Annotated in this window: 15 protein-coding genes; 7 read left to right on the plus strand and 8 right to left on the minus strand. The window is 73.2% G+C overall.

Going from position 1 to position 16637, the window contains the following annotated elements; genetic code table 11:
• Positions 1–67 precede the first annotated feature (67 nt).
• Positions 68–1894 (minus strand): RICIN domain-containing protein, encoded by a 1827-nt coding sequence (locus tag ACFVDP_RS04895; protein WP_383483272.1) that lies wholly within the window; start codon positions 1892–1894, stop codon positions 68–70.
• A 198-nt stretch (positions 1895–2092) separates the two neighbouring features.
• Between ACFVDP_RS04895 and ACFVDP_RS04900 the strand changes: the two genes are divergently transcribed.
• On the plus strand, positions 2093–3373 hold the full coding sequence (locus tag ACFVDP_RS04900) for an ROK family protein (protein ID WP_383483274.1): 1281 nt from the start codon (positions 2093–2095) through the stop codon (positions 3371–3373).
• 6 nt (positions 3374–3379) lie between these two features.
• On the opposite strand, the gene ACFVDP_RS04905 is transcribed toward ACFVDP_RS04900, so the two are convergent.
• Positions 3380–4279 (minus strand): helix-turn-helix transcriptional regulator, encoded by a 900-nt coding sequence (locus ACFVDP_RS04905; protein ID WP_383483277.1) that lies wholly within the window; start codon positions 4277–4279, stop codon positions 3380–3382.
• A gap of 170 nt (positions 4280–4449) precedes the next feature.
• Positions 4450–5172, minus strand: a complete 723-nt coding sequence (locus ACFVDP_RS04910) for an ANTAR domain-containing protein (RefSeq protein WP_383483280.1) — start codon at positions 5170–5172, stop codon at positions 4450–4452.
• A 308-nt stretch (positions 5173–5480) separates the two neighbouring features.
• On the opposite strand from ACFVDP_RS04910, the gene ACFVDP_RS04915 reads away from it, so the two are divergent.
• Complete coding sequence (locus ACFVDP_RS04915; RefSeq protein WP_383483283.1) at positions 5481–5849, plus strand: hypothetical protein; 369 nt, start codon at positions 5481–5483, stop codon at positions 5847–5849.
• Positions 5850–5959: 110 nt separating this feature from the next.
• Complete coding sequence (locus tag ACFVDP_RS04920) at positions 5960–6778, plus strand: YhjD/YihY/BrkB family envelope integrity protein (protein WP_383483286.1); 819 nt, start codon at positions 5960–5962, stop codon at positions 6776–6778.
• A gap of 217 nt (positions 6779–6995) precedes the next feature.
• Here the strand turns inward: ACFVDP_RS04920 and ACFVDP_RS04925 are convergent, their stop codons facing one another.
• Complete coding sequence (locus tag ACFVDP_RS04925; RefSeq protein WP_383484341.1) at positions 6996–8531, minus strand: DUF2252 domain-containing protein; 1536 nt, start codon at positions 8529–8531, stop codon at positions 6996–6998.
• Positions 8532–8750: 219 nt separating this feature from the next.
• On the opposite strand from ACFVDP_RS04925, the gene ACFVDP_RS04930 reads away from it, so the two are divergent.
• Complete coding sequence (locus ACFVDP_RS04930; protein WP_383483289.1) at positions 8751–10064, plus strand: diacylglycerol/lipid kinase family protein; 1314 nt, start codon at positions 8751–8753, stop codon at positions 10062–10064.
• A gap of 22 nt (positions 10065–10086) precedes the next feature.
• Here the strand turns inward: ACFVDP_RS04930 and ACFVDP_RS04935 are convergent, their stop codons facing one another.
• Positions 10087–10551, minus strand: coding sequence for a hypothetical protein (locus ACFVDP_RS04935; protein ID WP_383483292.1), 465 nt, complete (start codon positions 10549–10551; stop codon positions 10087–10089).
• A 177-nt stretch (positions 10552–10728) separates the two neighbouring features.
• Here ACFVDP_RS04935 and ACFVDP_RS04940 point away from each other — a divergent pair, with 177 nt between their 5' ends.
• Together ACFVDP_RS04940 and ACFVDP_RS04945 are read left to right on the plus strand one after the other, a co-directional pair.
• Positions 10729–10938 carry a hypothetical protein gene (locus tag ACFVDP_RS04940; RefSeq protein ID WP_383483294.1) on the plus strand — a complete coding sequence of 70 codons (210 nt, stop codon included), beginning with the start codon at positions 10729–10731 and terminating at the stop codon, positions 10936–10938.
• Positions 10939–11050: 112 nt separating this feature from the next.
• Entirely contained in the window at positions 11051–11497 is a 447-nt protein-coding gene (locus ACFVDP_RS04945) for a LuxR C-terminal-related transcriptional regulator (RefSeq protein WP_383483297.1), read from the plus strand.
• Positions 11498–11521: 24 nt separating this feature from the next.
• Here the strand turns inward: ACFVDP_RS04945 and ACFVDP_RS04950 are convergent, their stop codons facing one another.
• The 3 genes from ACFVDP_RS04950 to ACFVDP_RS04960 form a co-directional block, all read right to left on the minus strand.
• A complete protein-coding gene (locus tag ACFVDP_RS04950) occupies positions 11522–13885 on the minus strand; it encodes a LuxR C-terminal-related transcriptional regulator (RefSeq protein ID WP_383483300.1) in 2364 nt (787 codons plus the stop codon).
• Between the two features lie 152 nt (positions 13886–14037).
• Positions 14038–14523: a DUF1269 domain-containing protein gene (locus ACFVDP_RS04955; RefSeq protein WP_383483303.1), complete on the minus strand. Its 486-nt coding sequence runs from the start codon at positions 14521–14523 to the stop codon at positions 14038–14040.
• Entirely contained in the window at positions 14523–15077 is a 555-nt protein-coding gene (locus ACFVDP_RS04960) for a DUF1269 domain-containing protein (protein ID WP_383483306.1), read from the minus strand. The genes ACFVDP_RS04955 and ACFVDP_RS04960 overlap by 1 nt, the downstream gene beginning before the upstream one ends.
• 133 nt (positions 15078–15210) lie before the next feature.
• Here ACFVDP_RS04960 and ACFVDP_RS04965 point away from each other — a divergent pair, with 133 nt between their 5' ends.
• The gene (locus ACFVDP_RS04965) at positions 15211–16635 is read left to right on the plus strand and encodes a hypothetical protein (RefSeq protein ID WP_383483309.1); all 1425 of its coding nucleotides are present in this window, start codon (positions 15211–15213) and stop codon (positions 16633–16635) included.
• Positions 16636–16637 lie beyond the last annotated feature (2 nt).

Consider the following 16637-nt stretch of genomic DNA (forward strand, 5'->3'; position numbering starts at 1 on the left):
CCGTCTTCGTTTTGGGGGCGGTCCTCCCCCGATGCTAACACCCCACACGCAGGTACCGCAGGTGGGGTCAGTGGCGGTGCGCCGCCGGTGCGGCGGTCAGGGTGAGGGCCTGTTCGGCGGCGGTGCGGGCGTCGCCGACGGGCCCTGCGGTGGTGTCCGTCCAGGCACGTACCGGGGTGGTCTCGGCGGTGCGGTCCGGGTCGGCGGAGAGTCCGATGACGAGTCCGCTGTAGCGGTTGACCAGGCGGTACGTTCCGGCCGGCGTCCCGTCGGGGTGGGTGGAGGGGATGACGAACCACTGCTGTCCGACGGTGGGGCCGCCGGCCGGCGCCGCGGTCACCGTGGGAGCGGCGCCCCAGGCGCGTCCGGCATCACCTGTGGCGTCGACCCCGAGGAGCCGGCCGGTGGCCGCGTTGGCGATGCGGTACGAGCCGTCGCCGTCGGAGGTGAAGACCCAGCGGCCGAGGCCCGAACTCCCGGCGTCCGCCGCGGAGGTGGTCCTCGTGCTGCCGGACACCTGGGTGAGGAAGCGGCCGTCGCCGCTCGCGACGGTGTACGCCCTGCCCGAGGTCACGGGGGCGGCCGGGGCGTCGGTGTCGATGACGGTCTCGTAGTACTCGCCGTCGGCGCCGTTCGAGCACTGGAAGGAGCAGTAGCTGCGGAACGTCTTCCCGACGACCGTCGAGCCGGTCCTGTTCACCGAGTCGAGCATCCAGCGGTACCAGGAGCCGGACTTGTAGTCGCCGGTGTCGCCGAGCAGCCGCCACTTCTGGGTGGCGAGATCGTCGGTGGCGTAGAAGCGCTGCGGTTCGGTGGAGTCCTGCACGACGGCCTCGGGCTGCCCGATGTACAGGCCCAGGTGGGCGTCGTAGGCGATGTTCATCGTCAACAGGTCGGACTTCTTGGGGAGTTCACCGGCGGCCTGCTGCTCGGCGACGGACCCCGCGTTGTCCGGGTCGTAGTCGTGCCCGACGGGCGTGTACCCGGTGGGGTGGTCGGTGTCGACGGGCTCCATGGTGCTCTCCAGGCCGCCGAGTCCGGGCTGCGACCAGGCGCCGTCGTACCACTTGCGCCAGGATCCGGGCGCCATCTTCGCGGACATCGGGGCGCGGGCCACGTGCGCCAGGCTGCCGTCGGTCCAGCCGCCGGGGACACCGCCCTTCGGGATCACGCGGGAGTTGTAGTAGACGTAGAAATAGCCGGAGGCGGTGTCGACGAACAGTCGCGGGTCGCCGTCGCCGTAGGAGTAGGTCTCTTGCGGGAACGCGGCGTCGTCGCCCCTGTCGGTGCTGTAGGGCGAGGTGAGGACGTGGCTCTTGATGTCCCACGTCTTTCCCTGGTCGGTCGAGACGGCGTAGTCGATCGCGTCGTAGTGCAGCCCGTCGTCGAACGGGCTCGGGGTGAACTCGTTGTGGACCAGGCCGTACCAGTCGCCCGAGTCGGGGTCGACCCAGACGCCCATCAGGTCGCAGTAGTTCTTGCGCGCATAGCTCGACGTGTCGGGGGCGAAGGTGGCCTCTCGGCCGGTGGGACTGTTGTCGCAGCGCCAGGTGGTGTCGTCGTTGCGGTCGTCCGGGTTCGCCGGGTTCACGGCGTCGCTCAAACCGGCGTCCCTGGTCGCCGAGTCGAAGTCCGCGCCCTGGTAGAACGTCCATTCCCGGGGGTCGTCGGCGCCGTACAGAGCGTGGGCGGACTGGTAGTGGAACGTGCCGTCCTTGTCGATGTAGGGGGCGGCCGGACTGTCGTCCGGGTGGCTCCACGCACCCTTGGCTCCGACGGAGACCGTGTATTCGGGGTCGGCGGCGGACGCCGGCCCGCCGGTGAGTCCGCCGAGCAGCACCGCGCTCACCGCGGCCAGCGCACAGACTGCCTTGATTCTGGGACGAACGGACACAACTGCTCCTCTGACCGTGGGGGTTGGCAGAGCGTGCACCACGTGGCGTGATTTAGTTCGACTAGAATCCGAACTAATGCAGGGGCTGTCAAGCGATCCGCGGGACCGCATCGCTTCCCCTCAACCGGACGGCCCGGCAGCGGACTTGCCATCATGGGAGGCGACGGCTCCGGCACCGGTGGCGGCCGAGGAAGGGACATGGGTGAGCACGAAGTGACCGATCTCGGTACGGCGCCTGCGTCGCACACCGCACCCGCGGAGCCTTCCGGCACCCGGGACCGGCCCTCGATCCGGCGCACGAATCTCGGCGCGGTGCTGGGTCTGCTGCGCGACAGCGGCCCGCGCTCCCGCGCGCAGATCGCCACGGACACCGCGCTGCCGAAGCCGACGGTGACCAGTCTCGTCGCCGAACTCGTCGGGCTCGGCCTGGTCCGTGAGGGACCCGCGCAGCGCGAGGGGGCCGTGGGCCGCCCGGGCACGCTGGTGCATCTGGACGGCGGCGGCCTCTGCGGTGTCGGTGTGGAGATCAGCACGAGCTACGTCCACGTTCTCGCCCTGGCCCTCGACGGCACCCCGGTCTACGGGCATCGGGTGCCGCTCGCGGTCAAGGACGAAGGCCCCGAGGCCACACTGGACTTGACGGCACGTCATATCGCCGACTGCCTGTCGGTCCTGAGCGGTGAGGGGCTGCGTCCGGTCGGTCTGACGCTCGCGGTGCCGGGCGTCGTCGACCGCGCGTCGGCGACCGTGAGCTTCGCTCCTGGCATCGGCTGGCGCGACGTGGCCGTGGCCGACGCACTGCGGACGCGCCTGGAGCGGGCCGGTACGGGGACGCTGCCGCCGATCGCCCTGGACAACGACGCGAAGCTGGCCGCGCTGGCCGAGTACGCGCAGGTCCGAGGCTCCGGCGTCCGCGACATGCTGTCCCTCACCGGGGAGCGCGGCATCGGAGCCGGCATCGTCAACGACGGGCGGCTGCTGCGCGGCGCCGACGGGTTCGCCGGCGAGGTCGGCCACATGCCGCTCGACCCCGCCCGCAACCCGTGCGTCTGCGGCCGGCACGGCTGCTGGGAGACCATGGTCGGCCTCGACGCCATCCTGCGGCTCGCGGCGCGCGGCAGCGATCCGCTGCACGATCCCGACATCGCCCTGGAGAACCGTCTGGCGGACCTGCGCCGCCGCGCCGAGGCAGGCGATCCGCGCACCGCGGAGGCCCTGGACCGGGTGGCGCACGACCTGGGCCTCGGCCTGGCCCTCCTCGCCGATGTCCTCAACCCTCGACTGATCGTCCTGGGCGGCTACTTCACGTACATCGGGGACCTGTTCCTCGACCGGCTCCGCGAGATGCTCCGTACGCGCGTGATGGCGCCCCGGGCGGGCGGCTGCGAAGTGCGCCTGTCCGCACTGGGGTTCGCGGCGGCGGCGCGCGGAGGAGCGCACCTCGCGCTCGACTCCGTCTATCAACGGCCCGTTCCCTGAGGCGTGTCAGCCGTGCAGCGTGTCCCGGGGCGCGTGGCCGTACTCGGCGCGGTAGGCGGCGGAGAAGCGACTCGGGTGCAGGAAGCCCCACTGGGCGGCGATCCGGGTGACGGTGGCGCCGGCGAGGGGGTCGGCGGCCTTGAGCGCGGCGTGGACGTGGGCGAGGCGGACACGTCGCAGGTACGTCATGGGTGTGGTGCCCAGGTGTCGGCGGAAGGCGTACTGCAGGGCCCGGGGCGTGACTTGAGCGGCGTCGGCGATGTCCGCGAGGCCTATGTCGGTGTGCGCGTGATCGTCGATGTAGGCCGTGGCGCGGACGGCGGTGGAGTGGGTGGCGTCGCGCGTGTCGGCCAGGGACGGCTCGTGGCCGACCACCGTGTTGGGGAACACCTGGAGGACCGCGCCCGCCAGCAGACCCGCCAGGGGGCCGACGATCAGCGGGATCGCCTCGGCGCCGAGTTCGCAGACGCTGCGCGCGTAGGCGCGGACGCGGTCCCAGTGAGCGGCGTGCTGATGGTCGACCGGGGTGAGGCTCGTGAAGCGCAGCGGGCGGCCGTGGCGCGGATCGACGGTGGCCGCGGCCTGCGCGAGCAGTTCTCCGGGCAGCGTGATGGCGGACGCGTACAGGTCCGTCGTGCGTCCGGAGCAGGGCCGCGACGGCACATGGCCGAGGAAGATGTCGCCCGCCCCGAAGGTGCCGTGCTCCCTTCCGCAGGTGCGCCGGGCCCGGCCCCCGGCGACGCGTACGACGACCAGGTCGTGCTGGGGTTCCTTGACGAAGTCGAGCGGGGCGGGCAGGACCATCTCGCGGTACTCGAAGTGATCGGCATCGAAATGCCGCATCAGGTACTGCCCGCTGCGGGACACGTCCGACGCGCGGAACTCCCGCCCGTAGGCCTCCTGCATCAGATTCTGCGCCTCGTGACCCGATTGGGTACGCGTCTCGATCGGCCCTCCAGGCTTGCCGCTCACCAGCTCGACCCCGATTCGGGCGCGGTCCGCTCACGCATGCCGTCATATGACCATCTGACGGTCCACGTTAACCGCACGACCGGGAGGCGCGCAGGGATTCCGGCTCACAGCGCGTGGAGATCCGCACGACCCTCGGTGATGTCCGCGGCGATCTCCGCGATCTTGCGCCGGTGCGAACGGGCGTAGTTGCGCAGGAGGCCGAAGGCGTCGTCGACGGTGACCTCCCGGCGGACCGAGAGCATGCCCTTGGCCTGCTCGATGACGATCCGGCTGATCAGGGCGTGTTCCAACTGCGCCACCAGGGCACGGCTGCGCTGCACCTCGCGCACCAGGGACAGCATGTCGGTGGCCACCCCGCCGAGGGCGCGCGCCCTGTTCAGCGCCGCCCCGTCCATGGACCGCTCCGGGCCGCCGAACAGGATGAGCGCCCCGACCGTGGCGCCGCCGTCGGACAGCGGCAGCGCCGTGACCCGGGTGAGCCCGAGGGCCCGGGCGCGCGGTACCCAGCGGGGCCAGCGCACGCGGGCCGGACGCACCGTCACATCGAGCTCGACGAGCGAACGGCCCGCGGTACGCGCCTCGTGGCCGGGGCCTTCCTCCCAGGCGGCGGCATCGGCCGTCAGCGCGCGCAGTTCCGTGCCGGTCCCCTCCGTCCGCACGGACGCGTCGCCGGGCTGCGCGTAGTGCACTCCCACCCCGTGCACTCCGACCAGCCGCCGGACACCCTCGACGAAGGTGGCCAGGACTCTGCCCACGTCGAGCGGCTCGGAACTGGCCTCCTCCGTCAACCGCACGGCCAGCGCGGCCAGTTCCATGTCCGTCACCATCACGACTACCTCTCAGGCACACCCGTGGGCACGCAACCGCAACCGGCACCGAAAAGACCTGAGCCGCCGACCGGCTCCCTCGGCTCCTCCCTCCCCCATCATCACGAGCGGCACTCCCCCGCGCAGCCCGCAAAACGAATGGTGCGACCAAACCTGGCGGGTAAACATCCGGAAAACGAAGCGCTTCCGCGGCAGGCGCGCGAAGCGGGCCCTCGACGCCACTCGGCCGCGCCGCCCCTGGGGCTCGACTTTCTTACTTACCAGTAAGTAAGATCGCTCGGCAGTCGCTGACGTCCCAGGAGGCCCCTTTGCGCCGCGCACCTTCCCACCAGCTCCTCGCCGGTCTGCTCGCCGGGGCGGGGGTCACCCACTTCCTGCTGCCCAAGCCGTTCGACTCGATGGTGCCGCGCTCGCTGCCCGGTTCACCGCGCGCCTGGACGTACGCCAGCGGCGCCGTGGAGCTGGCACTCGCGGCCGGTGTCGCGCTGCCCAGGACGCGGGCCCGCGCCGCCGGCGCCGCGGCCGCGTTCTTCGTCGCCGTCGTGCCCGCGAACATCAAGATGGCCGCCGACTGGAACGAGCGGCCCGCACCGCTGCGGAACGCGATGCGGGCCCGGGTACCGCTCCAGGTCCCCCTCGTCCTGTGGGCGCGCAAGGTCGCGCGCGACGCAGCCTGACGGTTCGGGGACTCGCGTACGCGCGCTCGCCCGTGCCGGGTGGCGCGGTGCGCTCCGGCGCGGCGCACGGTGTCCGGCAGGAGTGTGTCCTGCCAGGAGAGGTCACCGTCATGGCGATCGCCGAAGCCGCCCGGCCGCTCGTGGCCCGCATCGGGCGGCAGCTCGTCCGGGTCACCGTCCTCGACATGGCGACGCGCCTCGCCGCCCAGGCGTTCCTCGCCGCGCTGCCGATGCTGATCGCCGTCGCCTCGCTCTGCCCGGCGCCCGTACGGCACGAGATGCGGCGGTCGCTGCACACGCTGATCGGCACGAGCGGGCCCGTGGCGGCGGACGGCGACGTGCTGACCCGCGGCATGGACGAGTCGTTCTACAACTGGGGCGCCGTGGGCCTGCTCGTGGCCCTGCTCTCGGCGACCTCGTTCACCCGGGCCCTGCAACGGCTGTGCGAACGCGCCTGGGAGCTGCCGCGTTCCGGAGTGCGGTACGTGGCATGGCGCTGGGCGCTGTGGCTGGCGGTGTGGATCGCGCTGCTGGTGTTGCAGGGGTCGATGCACCGGGCGTTCGGCGCGGGGGCCGTGCTCGGGGTGACGCTCCAGGCGGTGGAGTCGGTCCTGATGTGGTGGTGGACGCAGCATCTGCTGCTGGCGGGCCGGGTGCCGTGGCTGCCGCTGCTGCCGGGCGCGCTGCTGGCGGGCGGCGGGGTGGTCGCCTTCTGCGTCACGTCCGGGGTCTGGCTGCCGCGGGCGCTGCGGGTGAGCGAGCAGCGGTACGGGCCGCTCGGCTCGGTGTTCACCCTGCTGTCCTGGCTGATCGTGTTCTTCACCGTGGTGGTGGCCGGCGTGGCGATCGGGCGGGTGCTGGCGCAGGAGGAGTTCGTGCGGCGGTGGACGGAACCCGCGGTCCGCCAGAGCGTCTGCCGGAAGTCCTAGGGCCTGTCTTCAAACTCCCCTCGTCGCCCGGAGGGCGGCCCCGCGGCGTCTGGTGCGTGCTCTCGGTGCGCCGGGTGCAAGGCCTCGTACTGGACGTACTTGGCCTTGTGCCCGGTGCGGCGAAGGGGGTACCTCCCGCCCGAGCCGTGCGAAGCCGGTTCGAGGGTGGGGGCGCGTGCCAGGCGTCGCGGGGCAGAGGGGAGTTTGAAGACAGGCCCTAGTGCTTGCCCGGTCCGGCCGCCCGACCCGACCTGCCTGGCTTACCCGACTTACCCACTTGGTTCGGCTTACCGGGTTTCTCCGGCTCCTCCTGCTCGGCCTGGACCCGTCCTCCCTTCACCGCGGCCGTGAGCGCCGCGAAGTCCCGTTCGTTCTGGTCCGCGTACGCCTCCGCGAAGCGGGCGACGGCCCGGTCGAAGGCGTCGGAGCGGCCCAGGTAGGCGGCGATCGCGATGCGGTCGCCGGAGCGCGCGTGGGCGCGGGCCAGCGTGATGCCGCAGGTACGGCCGAAGAGGCGCATGACGTCCGGGCTCATCAGGTCGGCCTGCGGGATCGCCTTCCAGTCCCGCAACTGGCGGATGTAGAAGTCGCGTTGGCGTCCGTCGATGCCCTCCGCCCGCTCCCAGCCGAGGAACATGTCACCGGCCGCCTGCATCAGGCGCTGGCCCACGACGACGCGTTCGCCCTGATTGAGGAGACCGGACGCGCCGGCGAACGGGGCGAGGACCGACGTCTGCGCCTCCTTCGCCTGGAGCAGCAGCGGGTCGCGGGCGTCCCGGCCGAGCAGCAGGATCACCCAGCAGCGGGTGCCGACGCTGCCCACGCCGACGACCTTGCGCGCCATGTCGACGACCCGGTACTGGGCCAGCAGCGCCCGCCGGTCGGCGGGCAGCGACCGGGCGTAGCGTGCGACCAGTTCCCGCAGCTGATCCTCCTGGTGCTTGCGCTCCACGCCCGGCAGCAGCGTGTCGAGCGGCATGATCAGCGGCGGGTCGGGGACGATGCGCAGCTCGCCGTCGACCACCCGGGCGAGCTTGTCGAGGGCCTGGATGTGGTCACGGGTGCGGGCCTTGGTGAGCGCGGCGGACATCCGGCGGCGGGCGCGCGGGTCGATCCGGGCCGAGAGCCTCGCGTACAGCTCGTCGGCGTCGATGCGCGCGTACCAGACGTCGAGCGTGCGCATCCCGGCGAACTCCCCCATCGCCCGGCGGTACGCGCCCACGGTCGCCCGCACCACCCGGCGGCGCTGCGCCGCGCCGAAGCCGTTGCCGCGCCCGGCGATGACCAGGCTGGCCGCGAGGCGCTTGACGTCCCATTCCCAGGGGCCCGGCAGCGTCTCGTCGAAGTCGTTGATGTCGAACATCAGGCGCCGCTCCGGCGAGGCGAGCAGCCGGAAGTTCAACAGGTGCGCGTCGCCGCACAGTTGGGCCCGCAGACCGGTCGCCGGACTGGCCGCGAGGTCGGTCGCCATGAGGGCGGCCGCGCCGCGGTAGAAGCGGAACGGGGACTGTGTCATGCGTCCGTAGCGCAGTGGCACCAGCTCGGCGAGCCGGCTGGCCGACTGCCGTTCGAGGACGTCGACGGGGTCGGGGCGGTCGGCGGGCGGCGCGAACTCGCCGTGGGCCGAGCGCGGGACGCGGGAGCGGGCGCTCCTGCCCCGGGCCGCCCGCTCGGCGGGGGTGGCCGGGTCGTGCGTGCTCCGCGCCGTGCCGGACCTGCCCCCCGAGCCGATCGCGTCCGTCGCGTCGTTCATGCCGATCGATCCGGTCGCTCCGGTCGCTCCGGTCGCTCCGGTCGTTCCGGTGTCGTCCATGACGTGCTCCCCTCGCGGCTCCCCGTCCGGCGGCCGCCGGTGGCGCCGACACTGGACCGGGCCGGGTCCCGGTGCGTCACCCCGACCGTGTGAGGTCTGCCGCCGTGTCGCCTGCCGGGGGTGAGGAACGGCGGGCCCGGGGGCCGCACACTGCCCGGCATGGAACCGGAGATCCAAGAACTTCAGCGGCGGCGCCGGCTGGCCCGCGCCTGTCTGCTCTGCGCCGTGGCGGCGCTGGTGGTACTCGGCGTGTTCGCCGGGCTGCGGACCTTCGCGCTGCTCGGCGTGGGGCTCGCGGGTGTGGTCCTCACGCTCGCGGCCGTGTGGTGGATCGTCAGCCGGCGGGGCGTGGTGCGCTACCTCGCCGTGCTGCTCGCGCTCGCCGCGCCCGTCTGGGTGCTCGTGGCGTATGTGCGGGCCGGCCTGCTCTGGGTGGTGCTGGTGTCGGGCGCGCTGTGGCTGGCGGCCACGGCCGCCGGACGGGCGGCGCTCGCGCGACCGGCGGCCGCGGCCCCGATGCGCGAGCGGCAGGCGCCGGAGTTCCGGCACCCCGTGCTGATCATGAATCCGCGCTCCGGAGGCGGGAAGGTGGCGCGGTTCGGGCTGCGCGAGCGGGCGGACGAACTGGGTGCCGAGGTGGTGCTGCTGGAGACGGTCGGCGTGACGGACGTCTCGGCCCTGGCCCGCGCCTGCGCGGCGCGCGGCGCCGATCTGCTCGGCGTCGCCGGCGGTGACGGCACCCAGGCCCTGGTCGCCGAGGTCGCCGCCGACCTCGGCCTGGCGTTCCTCGTCGTTCCCGCGGGCACCCGCAACCACTTCGCCCTCGACCTCGGACTGGACCGCGACGACCCGGCCGCCGCCCTCGACGCGCTGCGCGACGGGGTGGAGCTGCGGGTGGACCTGGGCCGGGCGGGCGGGCGCCCCTTCGTCAACAACGTCTCGTTCGGGGCGTACGCGGAGGTGGTGCAGAGCCCGTCGTACCGGGACGGCAAGACCCGTACGACCCTGGACCTGCTGCCCGAACTGCTGGTCGGGCACCGTGGCGCCCGGCTGACCGCGCACGCGGGCGAGCACACCTTCGAGGATCCGCAGGCGCTGCTGGTCAGCAACAACCCTTACGGCGAACGGGACATCGCGGGCCTCGGCCGCCGCAGCCGGATCGACGGCGGCGTCCTCGGCTGTGTCGGGGTCCGCGTGACCAGCGCCGCCCAGGCCGCCGGGCTGCTGCGGGGCGGCCGGGCGACCGGGCTGGCCCGGGCGCGGGCGACCACGGTGACCGTCGAGGCGGACCGGGCGGATCTGCCCGTCGGCATCGACGGCGAGGCGGTGCGGCTGCCCGTTCCCGTGCGCTGCGAGGTCCGGGCCGGCGCGCTGCGCGTGGTGGTGCCCCGGCGGCGCCCGGGCGGCTACCGCGAACGGCCCGCCCTCGACTGGCGCACGATCGCCGAACTGGGCCTGACGCGCCACGGTTGACACCGGCCCGCGCGTCGCGCGGCTACATCGGAGATGCGTAGACCTTGCGCGCCTCCGCGCGCCCGTAGGCCACCAGCGACCAGATCACCAGCACGTCGAGCACGATGATGATCGCCGACCACACCGGGTGGTACGGGGTGAAGAAGAAGTTCTCCAGCGCGCTCAGGCCCGCGACGACGATACCGACGGCACGGGCCCAGGCGCTGCCGCTGAACAGGGCGAAGGCCGCGCCGAGCATCACAGCGCCGGTGGCCATCTCGACCCAGCCGCGGCCGGTGGCGCTGAAGTCGAAGGCGTAGTCGCGCTGCGCCGGGTAGTAGTGGCCGTTCAGGACCTCGGAGAGGCCCGAGATCAGATGGAACCCGCCGACGACGCCGAGGACGCACACGGCGAAGACGACTCCGCCGAGCGCCATCGCACCGACGTGGGGTTCCTGTGGGGGTGTGCCGGAGCCCGGGGCGGGGCCCGGTGAGATGTGCGCGGCCATGTCGCCTCCCCTTCTCGTCACGCGGTACTGGTTCGCGCGGTACTGGTTCGCATGGCCTGTGGAGCATCCCGCCGCGCGCCCGCGCCACCGTCACCCGCACGAGGTGATGCCGCCGCGCACGCCGTCGCGACAATGGCCGAGGGCCGATGACCGAGCCGTCGTACGGGAGGTGTCGGCATGGGCGACTTCGAGATCCGGGTGCGCGGCAGGATCGGTGACGCCTTCCGTTCGGCGTTCGGTGAGCTGACCGTCGTGCTGCGCCCGTCCGAGACGGTCCTGGTGGGTTCCGGACTCGACCAGGCCGCCCTGTTCGGGATCCTCGACCGCATCCAGGCTCTCGGTCTGGAGCTGCTGGAGGTACGCCGGCTGCCCGACGGCTGTGCCTGAGCGGCCGGCCCCGTGGAGGGTCTCCGCCGAACAGACCGACAAGCCTCTTTCGTGACCGCGGTGACGCCCCTCACCGTGGAGGTGGTGCCCTCCACATGGGGAGGTGAGGGGCATGCCCGCAGTCCTGTACGAGCGACTGCCCAGATCCGGCTCCGCGCCGGGCCCGACCGTGACGGCCTGCCTGGTGTGGGTCGCGGGCACGCTGGTCAGAGTCGCCGGCGCCGTGGCGGATCCACGCAGCGCCGTGATCCTCGTCGACGAGGCGGCCGCCGTGCTGGCGGCGCTCCCGCACGAGGAACCCCCGCGGCAGGCGGCGTCGCCCGTCCAGCCGCTGACCGGACGCCAGTTGGCGGTACTCGCCCGACTCCAGGAGGAGGTGTCGCTACGACAGATCGCCGACCTGCTGTACGTGTCGCACAACACGGTCAAGAGTCATGTCCGCGCCGTGTACCGCAAGTTGGGTGCCAGTTCCCGGGCCGAGGCCGTACAGCGCGGCCGTGAGCTGGGCCTGGTCGGGCCCCGCCCGGGACCACGCGACAGGGGGCCGGGCGGAACGTGACCGACAGCATTCGGGACGTGGTGCTCACAGGATCTGGAGTTCGCGTGCCCGCCGCACCGCGGCCGAGCGCCGCGTCACGGCGAGCTTGCGGTAGACGCTCTTGAGGTGCGTCTTGACGGTGTTCACCGAGAGATACAGCTCCGCGGCGATCTCCTCGGTGGTCATCATCTGGGCGAGGCGGTCCAGCACGTCGCGCTCGCGCGGGCTCAACTGCTCCGTACGGGCGGGCCGTCCGCCCGCGCCGTCCGGCACGGCCGCGCCCCTGGTGCGGCCGTGCCGGGCCGCGTCGAGCACGAAGGCGCAGGCCGGGGTCACGGTGCGCAGCACGGTCACCGGCAGCCGGGCGGAGTGCACCAGCTCGTCCAGGACCTTCGGGCCGCAGCCGAAGGGGCCGCCCCGCTCCACCGCCGCGGCGACGCCGGCGGCGAGGGCCCGCAGCTCGGCGAGGAACGTGTCCGGCGACGTCCGCAGCACGGTGTCGGCGCGGGCGAGTTCGTGCCGGGCCCGGCCGGGTTCGCCACGGGCCAGCTCGACCCAGGCGCGCACCAGGTGCAGGGCCGCCCGCGAGCGTTCGGCGGCGCACCAGCTGGGCAGCGGCGGCTGGGTGGCGTGGGCGGCCAGCTCGTCGGCGGCCCGGAACCGGCCGCGTACCGCCTCCAGGAGCGCGAGTTCGACGAGGCAGTCCCGGCGCAGCGCCCCGTTGCCCGCGGCGCCCGCCGCCTTCAGCGCGCCGGTGAGGGAGGCCTCCGCCGCCTTGAGGTGTCCGGCCCTGACCTCGTAGGCACCGCGCACCGCGAGGGTGAGCGCGGGGATCTCGGGGTGCTGGGCGAGCGCCGCGTGCGGCAGCAGCGGCCCGATCTCCTCCACTTCGAGAGCGGCGGCGTACGCCTGCTCGGGGTCGTCGGCGCGCAGCCGGTCCATCCGGATCACGGCGTGCGCGAGGCGGCAGCGGGCGATGCGGTCGGCCGCCGCCTCGTCGCCGTGGGCGGCGTGTTCCTGGCCGTCGTGCGCCTGGCTGCCGGGCTTTGGGCCGTCGTGCGCGAGTTCGGTCAGCAGCAGCTCCGCGAGCGCCAGGTGGCGGCCGCAGGCCTGGTCGTCGTCGCGGACGCGGGCGACGGCGGCGGCGAGCAGGACCGGCTCGGGCCGGCCGGCGCTCCCCGGCTCCTGCGGGGCCCTGCGGGTGAGGTCGTCGGGCAGCGGGGACCTGGACAGGCCGAGGACCTGGCCGATCGCGAGATGCCGCACGATCAGTTCGGCGGCCAGGTCCCGGTCGTCGGCGGCGAGCAGATGCCCGACGGCGTCGGCGAGGCGGCCGTGCGCGCCGAGCCAGGCCGCCGCGCGGCGGTGCAGCGGGACGACGAGGCCCGGTGTCTCGTGGCGCAGGCACATCCGCAGCACGTCGGCGAACATCTGGTGGCAGCGGTACCAGCCGTGCCCGAGCGGGTGCAGGAAGGAGTTCTCCCGGACGAGGTCGGCGAAGTGCCCGCCGATGTCGTCGCCGCAGAGCGCGGTGGCCAGTTCGGCGTTGACCCGGTCGAGGACGCTGGTGGTGAGCAGGAGCCGGCGCGTGGCCGCCGGCTGGAGGTCGAGGACCTCTTCGATGAGATAGCTGGCGACCGCCTCGTCGTCGCCCGCGAACCGGTCGACGAACCGCTCGGGTTCGCCCTGCCGCTCCAGTTTCTCCATGGACATCGCGGCGAGCCGGATGCCCGCGGCCCAGCCGTCGGTGCGCCGGCGCAGCACGCTCACGGTCTGTTTGGGCACGTCGATGCCGTGCTGGGCGAGCAGGGTGGCGGTCTCCCGGTCGTCGAAGGCGAGGTCGGCGGTGCGCAGTTCGGTCAGGTCGCTGGCGAGCCGGCCGCGGCGCAGGTGCAGCGGCGGGTCGCGGCGGGCGAGGACGACCAGGCGCAGCACGCCGCAGGTGTGCCGCAGCAGGCTGCTGACGCCGTCCGCGATCGGCGAGCCGGGTGCGGGCTGGAAGTCGTCGAGGAGCAGTACCACCGGTTCGGTGCGCCGGTTGAGTTCGGCGGCGAGCGCCGCGACGAGCAGTGGTCCCTCGCCGGTGGCGACGGCGTCGGGGACCCGCACGCCCGCGTCGCGCAGGGCCGAGGTGACCCGCGGCCAGAAGACGGCGGGCTGCTCGGCGCGGCCGTCGCAGGTGACCCAGGCCAGCGGGCCCGGTGGGCGCCGGGTGTGCGCCCACTCCAGGGCGAGGGCGGTCTTGCCCGCGCCCACCGGTCCGACGACGACCGTCAGCCGGCCGCGTACCGCGCGGGCGAGCCGGTCCGTCAGATGGGGGCGCGACACGATCCAGGCGGGCAGTGCGGGCGTCGTGCGGGATGCCTCCTGGCCGGCTCCCTCGTCGTCGGGGCAGAGCCGCTCGGACATCGGCGGCACCTCGCTCTCGGGAAGGCCTGCGGTGCGGCACAGGACAGTGTGGGCCCGCCCGGGCGGAACGGCGGCCCGGCGGACGCCATCTCACCCGGGTGAAAGTTCCGGTGTGGGACGGCGCCCGGCCGGACCGGCCGACGACGGTGCGATCAGGTGCCTTGCAGGGCCTTGACCAGCTCCTCCTCCCGTTCCTTGGTGAGGGAGGTGCGGAGCACGCTGGGCTTGAAGGGGCGCAGCGCGTCACGGACGCGGTCGGGAGTGGAGCGGCGGACGAGGGCGAAGACGGCGGCGTGGCCGGGTTCGAGGGTGGCCGCGATCTCCTTGACGAACGCGTCGTTGATGCCGATGTCGGTGAGCTTGCCGGCGACGGCGCCGGTGGCGGCCCCCACCGCGGCGCCGAACACCGGCATCAGGAAGAGCAGTCCGAACAGCGAGCCCCACAGGGCGCCGCCGGCCGCGCCGGCCGCCGTGGTGCTGTACGTCTGCTGGGTGTGGATCTTGCCGTCCATGGTGCGCCAGGCGAGGGCGGCGTCCTCCAGGTCGAGCAGTTCCTGGCGGGACAGCTCCTTGGACAGGCGCAGCACCGACTCCGCCTTCTCCTTGTCCGCGAATCCGAGCACGACGAGATCGGCCATCAGGGCCTCCTGGGCTGGTGGTGCGTCGTCCGCTTCCCGTCGCCGTTCGGGGCGACGGGGTCGCCGAGCCGCTGTGCCGCGGCGGTGACCTGGACGGCGACGGGTTCGAGTGCCTCCTCGGTGAGGAAGCCTTCCGCGACGGGCACGCCGCCCGCGTCCCTGATCGCTGTGCGCAGATACTTGGCCCAGACGTGTTCCAGGAGGACGAACGCCGCGGCCGTGCCCGGGTCGAGGGCGTCGGCCATCTCCCTGATCTCGTCCAGGGTCAGGCCGAAGGCGTTGCCCTCGACGAGGCTCGGGTATTCCTTCTGGGCCGTCTTGACCTGTTCGCCGGAGATACCGAGCAGCGCGGCGACGGTCTCCCCCATGCCCTCCGCCTGGAAGTCCATGGTGAACAGGTCGCCGCCGGGCTCCTTGCTCACGAAGAGCATGTCGAGGACGCGTACCTGACCGTTCGCCTCAAGGATCGACAGCTCTTCCATGATCCGGCCTTCGAACTTGGCTTCCGGCCCGAATTCGACCGTCAGCAGCTGCACCGGTCCGATCCCAGCCATCGTGCCTCCCTTCCACGTAACCGCCCCCGTCACGACCGACATCACAGCGCTCGTGCGGGCCGTGCCGCGTCACCCGCCGCAGGTGAAGGAGGGGGCCCGGCGGGCGGCGACGGTGGGTGGCGGAGGTGACGCCATGTCCCAGGAGCAGGCTCCGGGCCCCGCCGAACCGGCCCGGACGGGCACGGCCGACGAGGTGCAGCGGCTGCGCGCCGAGGTCGCCGAGCTGCGCGACCGGGTGGGGACCCAGCGGCGACGGCGGGCGCGGCTGCTGAGGGTGCGCGCGATGCTGGCGGCGGTGCTGATCGCGCTCGTCGCCGTGGTGGGGGTGGCGTCGGTGGTGGGCCTGTGGGGTTCGCGCACGGCGCTGAACACGGACCGCTGGGTCGCGGCCGTGGGACCGCTGCCGCAGGACCCGGACGTGAACAAGGCCGTGTCCACGTATCTCACCGGCCAGATCTTCGACCAACTGGACGTGCAGAAGCGGCTGTCCGAGGCGCTGCCGCCGCGCGCGGACTTCCTCGCGGGTCCGCTCACCGGCGCCGTCCACGACTCCGTGGGCCGGACGGTGTCGAAGCTGATGGCCACGGATCAGTTCACGGCGCTCTGGGAGGGTGCCAACCGGGTCGCCCACGAGAGGATCGTCACCGTCCTCGAGAAGCGCAACGCGAACGTACGGGTGCAGGGCGACACGGTCACCCTGAACCTGCTGCCGATGGTCAACAACGTACTCAAGTCCCTTGAGGCGCAGCTGCCTTCACTCTTCGGCAAGAAGCTCGACCTGCCGACGCTCACGTCCGGGGAGCTGCCGCCGGGGCTGCACGACCGCATCGAGAAGGCGCTGGGCGTCACGCTCCCGGCCGACTTCGCGCAGATCCGTCTCTACAACCGGCACGACCTGGGCCAGCTCCAGCAGATGGTGCTGGCGTTCAAGCGGGCCCTGGTGGCGCTCCTGATCGCCGTGCCGGTGCTGCTCGCGCTCGCGCTGTGGGCCGCTCCGGACCGGCGCCGCACCCTGCTCCAGCTCGGCGTGTGGCTGGTGGTCACGGTGACCGTGCTGCGGGCGGTGCTGCGGGCCGTGCGCGGTCAGCTGCTCGGACAGGTGCCGCCGGGCGTCTACCGGGACGGGCTGCAAGCCGCGCTGTGGACGGTGTTCACGACGCTGCGCGACCTGGGCGACCTGTTGCTGTGGCTGGGGATCGCTCTCGCGGCCCTCATGTATCTGATCGGCCCCGGCCGACTGCCGGTGGCGCTGCGCCGCCGTGCCGCCCAAGGGGCTCTGGCCGCCGGGCAGTTCGCGGCCCGGGCGGGATCGCGCATCGCGAAGGAGCGGACGGTACGCCCCTGGCTGGCCCGTCACGCCGACGTGCTGCGGGTGGCCGGCGCGGTCGTCGCCGTCCTCGTCGCGCTGCTGCTGTCCACGTGGCCAGCGCTTTTCGTGGTCGGGGCGCTGCTCGCCGTGTACGAGATCGCGCTCACTCTGCTCGCCCGTGGCGGCGGCTCACCCCCGGCAGGTGAGGCGGACGGGAAGACCCCCGCGAAGACTGGCGCATCCGGCTGACC

Origin of the sequence: Streptomyces sp. NPDC057694, assembly GCF_042799415.1 — a bacterium.
GTDB lineage: Bacteria > Actinomycetota > Actinomycetes > Streptomycetales > Streptomycetaceae > Streptomyces.

Bases quoted from the DNA above. Each gene is read 5' to 3' on its own strand.
- ACFVDP_RS04900 (WP_383483274.1), top strand. From the start codon at position 2,093: ATGGGTGAGCACGAAGTGACCGATCTCGGTACGGCGCCTGCGTCGCAC.
- ACFVDP_RS04905 (WP_383483277.1), bottom strand. From the start codon at position 4,279: ATGCAGGAGGCCTACGGGCGGGAGTTCCGCGCGTCGGACGTGTCCCGC.
- ACFVDP_RS04910 (WP_383483280.1), bottom strand. From the start codon at position 5,172: ATGGTGACGGACATGGAACTGGCCGCGCTGGCCGTGCGGTTGACGGAG.
- ACFVDP_RS04920 (WP_383483286.1), top strand. From the start codon at position 5,960: ATGGCGATCGCCGAAGCCGCCCGGCCGCTCGTGGCCCGCATCGGGCGG.
- ACFVDP_RS04925 (WP_383484341.1), bottom strand. From the start codon at position 8,531: ATGAACGACGCGACGGACGCGATCGGCTCGGGGGGCAGGTCCGGCACG.
- ACFVDP_RS04930 (WP_383483289.1), top strand. From the start codon at position 8,751: ATGGAACCGGAGATCCAAGAACTTCAGCGGCGGCGCCGGCTGGCCCGC.
- ACFVDP_RS04935 (WP_383483292.1), bottom strand. From the start codon at position 10,551: ATGGCCGCGCACATCTCACCGGGCCCCGCCCCGGGCTCCGGCACACCC.
- ACFVDP_RS04940 (WP_383483294.1), top strand. From the start codon at position 10,729: ATGGGCGACTTCGAGATCCGGGTGCGCGGCAGGATCGGTGACGCCTTC.
- ACFVDP_RS04945 (WP_383483297.1), top strand. From the start codon at position 11,051: ATGCCCGCAGTCCTGTACGAGCGACTGCCCAGATCCGGCTCCGCGCCG.
- ACFVDP_RS04950 (WP_383483300.1), bottom strand. From the start codon at position 13,885: ATGTCCGAGCGGCTCTGCCCCGACGACGAGGGAGCCGGCCAGGAGGCA.
- ACFVDP_RS04955 (WP_383483303.1), bottom strand. From the start codon at position 14,523: ATGGCCGATCTCGTCGTGCTCGGATTCGCGGACAAGGAGAAGGCGGAG.
- ACFVDP_RS04960 (WP_383483306.1), bottom strand. From the start codon at position 15,077: ATGGCTGGGATCGGACCGGTGCAGCTGCTGACGGTCGAATTCGGGCCG.
- ACFVDP_RS04965 (WP_383483309.1), top strand. From the start codon at position 15,211: ATGTCCCAGGAGCAGGCTCCGGGCCCCGCCGAACCGGCCCGGACGGGC.